Origin of the sequence: Vreelandella lionensis, from assembly GCF_002087295.1 — a bacterium.
GTDB lineage: Bacteria > Pseudomonadota > Gammaproteobacteria > Pseudomonadales > Halomonadaceae > Vreelandella > Vreelandella lionensis.
Genome location: NZ_MWVI01000083.1, coordinates 22200 through 33794, shown reverse-complemented (window position 1 = coordinate 33794; position 11595 = coordinate 22200). Strand labels below are relative to the sequence as shown.

Genomic DNA, 11595 nt, shown 5'->3' with positions numbered 1-11595 from the left:
AGCAATAAAATAAGCAAGAGGGTTCACGCATGAAAGCCAAAGCACTGCCTGTCGCCATTGCCATGACGACTGCTCTTTCTGCCAGCCTGCTGGTGGTTTCAAGCTTCGATAACCAAGCTCAGGCGCAAGAGACTTTCCGCTGGAAAATGGTCACTTCCTGGCCGAAAAACTTGCCCGGTGTGGGCCAAGGCCCTGAGCGGCTTTCCCAGCTGGTCGAAGAGATGTCAGACGGTCGTTTAACCATCGAAGTATTTGGTGCAGGCCAGCTAGTGCCTGGGCTTGAAGTCTTCGATGCTGTATCTGAGGGCACCGCTGAACTTGGCCACTCCGCCTCGTATTACTGGAAAGGTAAAGCGCCTGCGGCACAGTTCTTTGCCGCCGTACCGTTCGGTATGAACGCCCAGGAAATGAACGCATGGCTGAGCTACGGCGGCGGTATGGAGCTGTGGAACGAGCTATACGATGAGTTCGGTGTCGATGTACTGGCAGCCGGTTCTTCCGGTGTGCAGATGGGCGGCTGGTACAACAAAGAGATCAACTCGGTCGCTGACCTTGACGGCTTGAAGATGCGTATGCCGGGCCTTGGTGGTGAAGTCATGTGCCGTATGTGCGTGGCGATTGTGAACATGCCGGGCGGCGAGATTTTTACATCGCTGCAGTCTGGGTCGATTGATGCTACTGAGTGGATCGGCCCCTACAACGATTTAGCCTTTGGCCTGCACCAGGCGGCCGATTAGTACTATTACCCTGGCTGGCATGAGCCGACGGTGATGTTTGAGGCCATCATTAATGAAGAGGCCTGGGCAGAGCTACCCGCTGACCTGCAGGCAATTCTGCGTACCGCGATCAGTGATGTGAACCAAAGCGTCTTGGATGAGTATACCGCCCGTAACAACGACGCGCTGGAAACCTTGGTGAATGAGCATAACGTTGAGCTGCGTCGCATTCCTGACGACGTATTGGCCCAAGCCCGCGAACACTCAGCTGAGGTAGTGGGTGAACTGGCCGCCTCCAGCGAGCTAGCGACCCGGATCTACGACTCTTACCGCGCCTTCCAGGATAAAGTAGAAGATTACCACGCGATTTCCGAGCAGGCGTACTACAACGCCCGTAACCCGGAAGGTGACACCTCGCAGTAACAGGTGTAGCGCAGTACCCTTACCATGGCCGCCTTCGGGCGGCCATTTTGTTATAGGCAGGCTAGGGCTGCGATTAAAGCAGCGTAAGCGCCACCGCTTGGGTATCCTAGGGCAGATACTGTTCTGTCTCGTAAGGAGCGCTATGTCTACCGAATCCCGCCTTCGTAATGTGCTCACCATTGCAGGCTCCGACCCTTCCGGTGGTGCTGGGCTGCAGGGCGATTTGAAGACGTTTTCTGCCCTGGGTGTGTATGGCACAAATGTCATCACTGCGGTGATTGCCCAGAACACCTGTGGCGTGGCCTCGGTGTATCCGGTGTCCCCTCAGGCAATTCGTGAGCAGCTTGAACATCTGTTGAGCGATGTGGCCATTGATGCCGTGAAAATAGGCATGGTAGCCAGCCGCGATGTGGCCGAAGTGATTGCCGATGTACTGCGCCAGCAGCGCCCGCGTTGGATCGTGCTCGACCCGGTGATGGTGGCGAAGAGGGGTGACATCCTGGTGGATGACGCGGGTATTCGCGCCGTAAAAGAGATTTTAGTGCCGTTAGCGGATGTGATTACTCCTAACCTGCCGGAAGCCGCCGTGCTGCTCGAGTCCCCATCGCCCGCCATCCTGGACGAGATGGAAGCACTGCTGCCCAAACTGGTCGCGCTAGGCGCGCCCTATGTGGTGCTGAAAGGCGGCCACTTACGGGGTGATGCCTGCCCGGATCTGCTGGCGACCCCTAACGGTCATCAGTGGCTGCCCGCCTCACGCATTGCCACTGAGAACCTTCATGGCACGGGCTGCGCGCTCTCATCAGCCATTACGGCTTGCCTAGCCAAGGTGCCGGAAGATGCTAGCGCAGAGGCCCCAGAGCAGGCTATTACGGAGGCAAAGCAGTGGCTTCATTATGCTCTGGCCGCTAGCCATCGCTTAAGTGTTGGCAAAGGGCGTGGCCCGGTGCATCACTTTCATGCCTGGTGGTAAATCCATCGCTGACGTGTTGAGGGCGCAGAGTCTCCTTGCGGGATAGGCCAACGGGCACCATGCTGAAGGGTGCCCGTTTGTTTGCCTACTAGGCTGAGCTGTTCGGCCAAGGAGCTGCCCATGTCCCGCACGCTGCTGTTTGCCACCGACCTCTCCCAGGAAAACCGCGCGGCCTTTGCCCGCGCGCTGCGCTTAGCCCACCAGCAGGGCGCGCAGCTTGATACCCTTCACGTGCTTGACCCTTACCTTCCGCATCGCATGCTCCATGACCTGGAACTCGCGGTAAACGACGATATTAGCGCGACGCTCACCGACCTGCGCGAAGATTACGCCTTGGAACTGCCATCGCTGATGATTCAAACGGTGGTGGGGGAGCCTCATGTAGAAATCGTGAGGGAAGCCCACGAGCGTCAGGCGTCGCTCATCGTGCTGGGTATGCACCGCAAACGTGGTCAAAAAGACCTGCTTTACGGCACCACCATGATGCGTATTTTGCGTAGCGCGCCGTGCCCCGTGGTGGTGGCGTCTTACCTGCCTACTCAGCCGTGGCAACATATTGTGGTGCCTATCGACTTCTCGCTGACGGCTCGGCAGACCCTGAAAGAAGCGCTGATTCGCTTTCCTGAGGCCAAGCTAACGCTTCTACACGCCTGGAGCCTGCCCGGCGAATTGGCGCTGGGGAGACAAGCGTTCTACGCCCAGTGGCGTGACCGCGAGGTCAGTCGCCTGCGGGAAGCGCTGGATAACGAAGTCGAGAGCCTGCTGCGGGAGCTGGATGGCGTGCCGGACATTGAACTGGCGTTAGAGCCGGGCCAGCCATGCGATGTACTCCACGACTATGTTAAACGGCACTCGCCGGACTTGGTCATGTTAGGCAGCCGCAGCCGACCACATCAAACTAATCCGCTAACCGAAATGCTGCTTAGTGAGCCCCACTGCGATGTGATGCTCTGTCGGCCTTGGTAAAGGCTTTGTGGCGGCTCAATGACCCCCCAATGGAGGGGTTGTACGAAACCTTTATGAGTTGGTTGTGTATGTATAGCTATGCATAGTGTTACCCAAAACAAACAAAGGAGATGGTCACCGTGCAACGACCAAACAAAGAGTACGCTATGGCTAGCCGCGTTACTGGGCGCTCCGCTCGTCACGACCCGTGCCGCCGCTAGCAGCGTGACCGAGCGGGGCGAGCGATTTGAACGCGTGGTGGAAGAGAATGACCAACGCTATACGCTGCTGGGGGGCGGCGTGTTTCGCTACATGATCTGGACCGCCTATGCGGGGGCGTATTATCAGTTGGAAGGGGAGCGAGAGCCCCAGCCGTTAAGCGATGTACCCCGCCGTTTAGAGCTTGCCTACTTTCATGAGATTGCCGCCGAAGACTTTGCCGAAGCCACGGAGAAAACCCTCAACGATTCGCTGACGCTGTACGAATTTAATCAGGTGAAAGAGAGCATGGCGCAGTTAAACCAGCAGTACCGGGATGTGGTGCCCGGTGACCGCTACCTGCTGAGTTGGGACGGCGACCAACTGCCCCTCGCCTTGAACGGTGAAACGCTCTACGAAGACAGCAACGCCGAGTTTGCCAACGCGATGTTTGGGATCTGGCTGGGCGAACGCCCACTAGGCGAAGACTTTGGCGATGCCTTGCTTGGACAAAACTAGTCTGTAAAAAAGAGCGGATGACGTATTCGTTTGGGTCAGTATTTGCCTGCGTTTACACTCTGTTTTTCAAACAGCGTCGAATGAAGGGGCAAGCGTGAAAGCACTGATTCAACGGGTAAAACATGCCAGTGTCACGGTGGAAGGTAGTACGGTGGGTGCCATTGAGCATGGGCTGTTGGCGCTGGTGGGGGTAGAGAGAGGCGATAGCGAGGCGAATGCCGATAAACTACTGCATAAGCTGTTGCACTACCGGGTATTTAGCGACGAGTCGGGCAAGATGAACCATAACCTGCAGCAGGCCGAAGGCGGGCTGCTGCTAGTGTCACAGTTCCCCCTGGCCGCCGATACCCGCAAGGGGCTGCGCCCTGGTTTCTCAAGTGCCGCTCCGCCCGACGAAGGGGAGCGGCTGTTTAACTATCTGGTAAGTCAGGCCCGCGCCGCTTGGCCCCATATTGCGGAAGGGCAGTTCGGCGCGGACATGCAGGTTGCCCTGGTCAACGATGGGCCGGTCACCTTTTTGCTAGAAAGCTAGGGCTGATCAGGCGTTTTCGCTGGCCAGCAGCTCGGCTTCCATGGCCTCTAACGCCTCTTCTGCGGCGAGCCATGTCTGCTCGGCGGCATCCAGGCGCGCTTTAATCTCCGCCTGCTTGGCGAGTGCTTGGGTCAGCTCTGCCTTGCGGGTGCTGTCGGTGTAGAGCTCGGGGTCGGCGAGTACCGCTTCTACTTCCTCAAGTGCCTGCTGCGCTTTTTCCATGCTCTTTTCCGCCTGGTCGCGCTCTTTTTTCAGTGGGCGCAGCTTTTCGCGCAGCTCCGCTGCTGCTTTGCGGGCAGCTTTACGGTCACCGCTGGGCTGTTGGCTCTGGCGATCGCTCTTTTCGCTACGGGCGTCTCGGCGGTTCTCTTCCCGGCGCGCTTTGAGCCAAACCCGGTAATCCTCCAAGTCGCCGTCGAAGGGCTCAACCCGGTGGTCGGCCCCACGCCAAAACTCATCCACTGTGGCACGCAGCAGGTGCCGGTCGTGGATACCAAAATGACCGTGCCCTCAAAGCTTGCCAGCGCCCCGGTCAGCGCTTCGCGCATTTCCAGATCCAAGTGGTTAGTGAGCTCATCGAGCAGCAGCAGGTTGGGCTTTTGCCAGGCCACGAGTGCAAGTGCCAGGCGTGCTTTCTCACCGCCAGAGTAAGTGGCCACCTCGCAAAGGCGTCATCGCCTTTGAAGCCAAAGCCACCTAGGAAGTTGCGAATTTCTTGATCACTTGCTGTGGGAGAGAGGCGTTGTACATGCACAAAGGGCGTGGTGGTCACGTCCAGGCTTTCTAACTGATGCTGAGCAAAATAACCAATGGCTAAATGTTCACCGGGTACGCGTTTGCCTTCTAACAGCTCAAGCTCGCCCGTGAGTGACTTGATCAGGGTCGATTTACCCGCACCGTTCGGACCTAATAAGCCGATACGGCTCCCGGGGAGTAGCGTAATGTTGACCTTCTCTAACTGAGCGACATCGCCCGCTTCGGCGCGATAGCCAAGGGTGGCTTGGTCCAGCACCAGCAGCGGGTGCGACGTTTTATCAGCGGCAGGCAAGGTGAAGTGGAAAGGGGAGTCCGTGTGGGCGACGGCGATATCCCCCATGCGTTCTAGCATTTTTACCCGGCTTTGCGCCTGCTTGGCTTTTGTTGCCTGAGCGCGAAAGCGGGCAATAAAACGTTCAATCTCTTCACGGCGGGCCTGCTGCTTGGCCGCTTCAGCCTGTTGCAGCGCGAGCTTTTCGGCCCGCGTGCGCTCAAAGCGAGAGTAGTTGCCCCGGTAAAGCTCTAGCGTTTGGTGATGCATATGCACGATGTGGTCGCATACAGCATCCAGAAAGTCGCGGTCGTGAGAAATCAGCAGCAGCGTGCCGGGGTAGCGGGTGAGCCACTGCTCCAGCCAAAGCAGGGCGTCTAGGTCCAGGTGGTTGGTCGGCTCATCCAGCAGCAACAAGTCGGAAGGCATAAACAGCGTCCGGGCAAGATTTACCCGCATTCGCCAACCGCCGGAAAAGTCCGATAGAGGTCGCTTAAGGTCCGCCTGAACAAAGCCGAGCCCGACCAGGAGCTGTGATGCCCGAGACTCGGCAGTGTAACCATCCAGGGTTTCGATCAGCCCATGGAGCTCGGCCTCGCGATGCGCGTTATCGGCTTCGCGGGCGGCTAGCAGGTCGGCTTCAGCTTGGCGCAAGGCGTAATCGCCGTCTAACACATACTCCACAATGGGGCGATCCAGCGCCTCCACTTCCTGGGCCATGTGGGCAATTCGCTGGCCGCCGCTCATCTCCACATCGCCCTGATCGGGCCCCAGCTCGCCCAATAGGAGTTTAAACAGGCTCGACTTACCGGCACCGTTGGCCCCAATAATGCCGGCCTTCACGCCGTTATGTAGCGTAAGGTCGGCGCTTTCTAGGAGCGTTTGCGTGCCCCGTTGCAGGGCGACTTGGCGCAGTGCGATCATGTTTTCTCCCGAAAAAAGTGGGTAAACCAATGCGCGATTCTAACCGATTGCAGCGCTTGCAGCAGAGGCCGCTGTGGGATTTTGCCTTAGCGCTTTATGCAAAGCCTGGCGTAGAGGACGCCTGCCTCATCTTGCAAGATGAGGCAGGCGTGGATGTGTGCGAGCTGCTGTTTCACTGTTGGCTTTATGAGCATGGCTTAGCTGCTGAGCCCGGCCCACTGAAGGCGATACGTGAGGAGCGATGCCGCTGGCAGCAGCAGGTGACGGCCCCGCTGCGCCAACTGCGCCGAGGGTTAAAACCCCAAGCCGCACAGAGCGAATCCATCAGCACGCTGCGTAAAACGCTACAAACCGCTGAAATTCAAGCCGAACGTGAAAACCTTCAACGTTGGCAACAGTGGGCGTTACTCTCATCGGAGCAGGAAGTGAGTGTAATAAAAGGCAGCATAAACCAGCACAATATTGCACAGTGGCTGCAAGATACGCTGTTTTTGCTACCACTTGACAATTTTTCGTCGCAAGCCTCACGCGTGCGCGAAGACATACAATCAGCTTTTTTGGCCTTAGCAAGCCAGCTTGACCGCTGTGAGTCACCACGCTAGCCTGAAGTTAAGCAGTTTTTGATTAACCCGCGTTGACACCGCTTATTTCGCCCGCTAGCCCACAGCAATGAATGGTGTTTCTGCGTGTTAGCGGCTGAGCCTGAAAGTGAAGCAGCACGGGATAGACAAAAATTAGATTCTTGCGCTCTCATATGGCGCGCTTACCACTGCTAGGGGAACTCTGCATGAAGGCAAGCAAATTAGTTTCAACTCGTTCCGTTACCACCAAATTAATCACTACGGCAAGCGTAGGTGCTCTGCTGTTAGGCCTAAGCGCCACTGCCCAGGCGGATAACTGGCGTTATGCCCACGAAGAGTACGAAGGCGACGTGCAGGATGTGTTCGCTTACGCGTTTAAAGAGTATATCGAAGAGAACTCCGACCACTCTGTACAAGTTTACCGCTTTGGTGAGCTGGGTGAGTCTGATGACATCATGGAGCAGACTCAGAACGGCATTCTCCAGTTTGTTAACCAGTCGCCTGGTTTTACTGGTGCACTGATTCCAGAAGCCCAGATCTTTTTTATTCCTTACCTGCTGCCGACCGACGAAGAAACAGTCCTCACGTTCTTCGACGAGAGTAAAGCGATCAATGAAATGTTCCCGGAGCTTTATGCGGAACAGGGACTTGAGCTGCTGAAGATGTACCCAGAGGGTGAAATGGTAGTCACTACCGACGAGCCGATCAGCTCGCCGGAAGATATGGATAATAAGAAAATCCGTACCATGACCAACCCGCTGCTGTCGGAAACCTACGACGCCTTTGGTGCGACGCCGACGCCGCTGCCCTGGGGTGAAGTTTACGGTGGCCTGCAGACCGGCATTATCGATGGTCAGGAAAACCCGATTTTCTGGATCGAATCCGGCGGTCTGTATGAAGTATCTCCGCACCTGACCTTTACCGGTCATGGCTGGTTTACCACTGCCATGATGGCCAACCAGGACTTCTACGAAGGCCTGTCTGACGAAGATAAAGAGCTGGTGCAGGAAGCCTCCAACGCGGCTTACGACCACACCATTGAGCACATCAAAGGTCTGGCCGACGAAGCACTCGCCAAGATTCAGGAAGCATCTGATGAAGTCACCGTCACGCGCCTGAACGAAGAGCAGATCCAAGCGTTCCGTGAGCGTGCGCCGCAGGTTGAGGAAGCGTTCCTCGAAATGACGGGCGATCGCGGTGAAGAGCTGTTGCAGCAGTTCAAGGCGGACCTTGAAGCCGTTAACAGCGGACTCCTAATGGGTTAGCGCTTTTACGTTAATCAAGTAACGTCATAAGGGGCAGCCAGCGCTGCCCCTTTTTTGTTGCCAAAGTGCCCTGCAGGTGAGTGGGTTCATCGGCGCAGCTCGGCCCACCACGAAAAAATGTGTACCTCGGCGGCGTAACACAGAAAAATCTACGTACATTCCAGCGTTGAAGCGAAAAGAGTCATTACCCGTTACGCTACAAAATGAAGCAAGGCCGAACATACTCCGTTCGGTGGTCAGTGATGGGAGAGTCGCTACGCTGAGATAGCAAGCGACCACGCTGCGTTTAAAGGAGAACGGCCATGACCGAAGAAGAGTCCGAAAAGAACTACCGGTCCGGTTTGCCCGGGTTTTTGGGAGTGATCGACACTGCAATTAGCAAAATCGAGTCAGTGATACTGGCGATGGGGGTTTTGCTAATGGCGCTGAATACGGTCACCAACGTGGTTGCCCGCTTTGTATTCGGCAATAGCATTATGTTCTCAGGTGAGCTGAACCGTATCTTGATTATCATGATTACCTTTGCGGGCATTGGTTACGCTGCCCGCCACGGTCGTCATATTCGGATGTCGGCGATTTACGATGCGCTGCCGGTGGGTGGCCGTAAAGTATTGATGATCGGCATTGCGTTCTTCACTGCGCTGGTGATGTTTTTCCTACTTTATTACTCGGTGGTGTACATCCTCGACCTGTATAGCAAAGGGCGCGTGCTGCCGTCGCTAGGTTTGCCGGTATGGATTATTTATATCTGGGTGCCCATGGGCTTTTTGATTACCGGGATTCAGTACATGCTGACCGCGATTAAAAACCTGTCGACCCGAGACGTGTATCTCTCGACTGGGGTTGTGGACGGCTACAAAGATACCGAAACAGAAGTGTAAAGCAGGGATTGCACCCTAGGGGAACGCTATGACGACGATAATGGTAGTCACCATGATTGCCCTGCTGCTGCTGGGCTTTCCAATGATGATCCCGCTGATCACCGCCGCGGTGATTGGCTTCTATATGATGTTTAACGGCTTTGGCCAAATGGATACGCTGATTCAGCAGATGATGGCGGGCATTCGCCCTGCCTCGCTGATCGCCGTGCCGATGTTTATTCTGGCCGCCGATATTATGACTCGTGGGCAATCCGCGAACCGCCTGATTGATATGGTGATGTCGTTTATTGGCCATATTAAAGGCGGGCTGGCGGTGAGTACTGCCGCTTCTTGTACGCTGTTTGGGGCAGTATCTGGTTCTACTCAAGCCACCGTGGTGGCCGTGGGGTCTCCGCTGCGTCCGAAGATGTTAAAGGCGGGCTACTCTGATCCCTTTACGCTGGCGCTGATTATTAATGCCAGTGACATTGCCTTTTTGATCCCACCCAGCATCGGCATGATTATTTACGGGGTGATTTCCGGTACCTCGATTGGCGAGCTGTTTATCGCCGGGATTGGGCCGGGCCTGTTAATACTGTTTATGTTCTCTGCCTACTGCATCGTTTACGCCATCGTAAAAGATGTTCCTACCGAAGAGCGCGCCAGTTGGAAAGAGCGGGCCACCGCCGTGCAAAAAGCGCTCTGGCCGCTGGGTTTCCCGGTGATTATCGTGGGTGGTATTTACGGCGGTATTTTTAGCCCCACCGAAGCGGCGGCCGCCTGTGTGCTGTACGCGGTGCTGTTAGAGTTTGTGGTGTTCCGCTCGCTGAAAATGCACGATATCTACGCAATCGCCAAATCCACCGGCCTGATTACCGCCGTGGTATTTATACTGGTGGCCGTAGGCAATGGGTTCTCCTGGGTTATCTCTTTTGCGCAGATACCCCAGGCTATCCTGGAGGCCGTGGGCGTGAATGACGCCGGGCCAACGGGCGTACTGATCGCTATCTGTATTTCGTTCTTTGTGGCCTGTATGTTCGTTGACCCTATCGTGGTGATTCTGGTGCTGACACCTATCTTTGCACCGGCGATTGCGGCCACCGGGCTAGACCCCGTACTGGTGGGTATTCTGATTACCTTGCAGGTGGCGATAGGTTCGGCAACGCCACCGTTTGGCTGCGATATCTTTACCGCCATTGCAATCTTTAAGCGCCCCTACTGGGAGGTGATCAAAGGCACGCCACCGTTTATCTTTATGCTGATTTTGGCGGCGGCGCTGCTGATTATGTTCCCGCAAATTGCGCTGTTCCTGCGTGATGTTGCCTTCCGTTAAGCAGTCACAAGGAGAATGCGGATGTTTAATCGCATTTTGGTCCCGGTCGATGGCTCCAAGGGGGCCATCAAAGCGCTAGAGAAAGCCGTTGGCCTGCATATGCTCACTGGTGCAGAGCTGTACCTGCTGTGCGTATTTAAGCACCACAGCCTATTGGAAGCGTCGCTCTCTATGGTGCGCCCCAATAGGCTGGATATCCCCGATGATGCGCTCAAAGAGTACGCCACGGAAATTGCTGTACATGCTAAGTCCCACGCCATTGAGTTAGGGGCGGATAGCATGCGAGTACGTGCCTTTGTGAAAGGAGGACGACCCTCCCGCACAATTGTACGCTTTGCCCGTAAACGGGAGTGCGACCTGATTGTGATTGGCGCTCAGGGCACGAACGGTGAGAAAAATCTGCTGCTGGGCAGTGTGTCCCAGCGTGTTGCCGGGGCCGCCCACTGCCCAACGCTGGTGGTGTAACGTACGCGGTAGCACTGGCTAAACCTCTAGGCATCATTGTGGTCTGACTAACACCCGCCGTTTCAGGTAATGCAGCCTGAAGCGGCGGGTGTTAGTCTTTGAGGCACCCAAAAACATATGGCGCACTGCGCCGCTGGATAAGGTTTTTTCCATGAAAGCACTACTCTCTTCTACCGCGCTGACTGGCCTTCTGCTGGTAGCGCCGTTTGCCGCCGCCGCCCCGGAAACCGACGAGCAGCGCTTGGCTTACAGCCTGGGTGTTACGCTGGGCGAAAGCATGCAGGCAGATATTGAAGATCTCGCGATATTGATGCATTCACCGACGGTATGCGCGATGTCTTCGATGGCAACGAGCTGGCGATGAACGAAGAAGAGATGATGGAAGCGCTAATGGCTTTCCAAGAGAGTTCAATGGAAGCGCGTGAACAGCAAGCCGCCGAGCTGGCGCAGACGAATCTTGAAGAAGGACAAAACTTCCTGGCAGAAAACGCTGAGCGGGATGAAGTCGAAGTAACCGAGTCTGGCTTGCAGTACGAAGTGCTTGAGTCTGGCGACGGCGCAACGCCCGGCGCAGAAGACACGTAGAGGTGAACTACGAAGGCATGCTGCTCGACGGTACCGTATTTGATAGTTCCTTCGAGCGCGGTGAGTCGGTTAGCTTCCAGGTCAACCAAGTGATCGAAGGCTGGCAAGAAGCCCTGCAACTGATGAGCGTTGGCGATAGCTGGATGCTCTATATTCCTGCTGATCTTGCGTATGGCGAACGCGGCCAAGGCCCCATTGGCCCGAATGAAATGCTCACGTTCCGCGTTGAACTGCTAGGCATTGAATAAG

The 11595-nt window shown here is 56.0% G+C and carries 9 protein-coding genes and 3 pseudogenes; 11 read left to right on the top strand and 1 reads right to left on the bottom strand.

Features of this window, described 5'->3' with window-relative positions:
- Positions 1–29: 29 nt before the first annotated feature.
- From B4967_RS11785 to dtd, 5 genes and pseudogenes are all read left to right on the top strand, one after another.
- A pseudogene (locus B4967_RS11785) lies at positions 30–1139 on the top strand (TRAP transporter substrate-binding protein).
- A gap of 142 nt (positions 1140–1281) precedes the next feature.
- Positions 1282–2112 carry a bifunctional hydroxymethylpyrimidine kinase/phosphomethylpyrimidine kinase gene (gene thiD / locus B4967_RS11780; protein WP_083025382.1) on the top strand — a complete coding sequence of 277 codons (831 nt, stop codon included), beginning with the start codon at positions 1282–1284 and terminating at the stop codon, positions 2110–2112.
- A gap of 120 nt (positions 2113–2232) precedes the next feature.
- On the top strand, positions 2233–3078 hold the full coding sequence (locus B4967_RS11775; RefSeq protein WP_083025380.1) for a universal stress protein: 846 nt from the start codon (positions 2233–2235) through the stop codon (positions 3076–3078).
- Positions 3079–3156: 78 nt separating this feature from the next.
- Positions 3157–3774 (top strand): chalcone isomerase family protein, encoded by a 618-nt coding sequence (locus B4967_RS11770; protein ID WP_083025378.1) that lies wholly within the window; start codon positions 3157–3159, stop codon positions 3772–3774.
- Positions 3775–3868: 94 nt separating this feature from the next.
- Positions 3869–4306 (top strand): D-aminoacyl-tRNA deacylase, encoded by a 438-nt coding sequence (gene dtd, locus B4967_RS11765; RefSeq protein WP_083025377.1) that lies wholly within the window; start codon positions 3869–3871, stop codon positions 4304–4306.
- A gap of 6 nt (positions 4307–4312) precedes the next feature.
- Here the strand turns inward: dtd and B4967_RS11760 are convergent.
- Positions 4313–6257: pseudogene (locus B4967_RS11760) on the bottom strand (ATP-binding cassette domain-containing protein).
- A 29-nt stretch (positions 6258–6286) separates the two neighbouring features.
- Between B4967_RS11760 and B4967_RS11755 the strand changes: the two are divergent.
- From B4967_RS11755 to B4967_RS11730, 6 genes and pseudogenes are all read left to right on the top strand, one after another.
- Positions 6287–6859, top strand: coding sequence for a TIGR02444 family protein (locus B4967_RS11755; protein WP_083025375.1), 573 nt, complete (start codon positions 6287–6289; stop codon positions 6857–6859).
- 185 nt (positions 6860–7044) lie between these two features.
- The gene (locus B4967_RS11750) at positions 7045–8103 is read left to right on the top strand and encodes a TRAP transporter substrate-binding protein (protein ID WP_083025373.1); all 1059 of its coding nucleotides are present in this window, start codon (positions 7045–7047) and stop codon (positions 8101–8103) included.
- A 302-nt stretch (positions 8104–8405) separates the two neighbouring features.
- Positions 8406–8984, top strand: a complete 579-nt coding sequence (locus B4967_RS11745; RefSeq protein ID WP_083025371.1) for a TRAP transporter small permease — start codon at positions 8406–8408, stop codon at positions 8982–8984.
- Between the two features lie 28 nt (positions 8985–9012).
- Positions 9013–10296, top strand: a complete 1284-nt coding sequence (locus B4967_RS11740; protein WP_083025369.1) for a TRAP transporter large permease — start codon at positions 9013–9015, stop codon at positions 10294–10296.
- Positions 10297–10317: 21 nt separating this feature from the next.
- Positions 10318–10761, top strand: coding sequence for a universal stress protein (locus B4967_RS11735; protein ID WP_054640748.1), 444 nt, complete (start codon positions 10318–10320; stop codon positions 10759–10761).
- Positions 10762–10912: 151 nt separating this feature from the next.
- Positions 10913–11594 (top strand): annotated as a pseudogene (locus B4967_RS11730) (FKBP-type peptidyl-prolyl cis-trans isomerase N-terminal domain-containing protein).
- The last annotated feature ends 1 nt before the right edge of the window (position 11595 follow it).

Excerpts from the sequence above, each read along its gene's own strand:
- thiD (WP_083025382.1), top strand. The coding sequence starts at position 1,282 with ATGTCTACCGAATCCCGCCTTCGTAATGTGCTCACCATTGCAGGCTCC.
- B4967_RS11775 (WP_083025380.1), top strand. The coding sequence starts at position 2,233 with ATGTCCCGCACGCTGCTGTTTGCCACCGACCTCTCCCAGGAAAACCGC.
- B4967_RS11770 (WP_083025378.1), top strand. The coding sequence starts at position 3,157 with ATGCATAGTGTTACCCAAAACAAACAAAGGAGATGGTCACCGTGCAAC.
- B4967_RS11755 (WP_083025375.1), top strand. The coding sequence starts at position 6,287 with ATGCGCGATTCTAACCGATTGCAGCGCTTGCAGCAGAGGCCGCTGTGG.
- B4967_RS11750 (WP_083025373.1), top strand. The coding sequence starts at position 7,045 with ATGAAGGCAAGCAAATTAGTTTCAACTCGTTCCGTTACCACCAAATTA.
- B4967_RS11745 (WP_083025371.1), top strand. The coding sequence starts at position 8,406 with ATGACCGAAGAAGAGTCCGAAAAGAACTACCGGTCCGGTTTGCCCGGG.
- B4967_RS11740 (WP_083025369.1), top strand. The coding sequence starts at position 9,013 with ATGACGACGATAATGGTAGTCACCATGATTGCCCTGCTGCTGCTGGGC.
- B4967_RS11735 (WP_054640748.1), top strand. The coding sequence starts at position 10,318 with ATGTTTAATCGCATTTTGGTCCCGGTCGATGGCTCCAAGGGGGCCATC.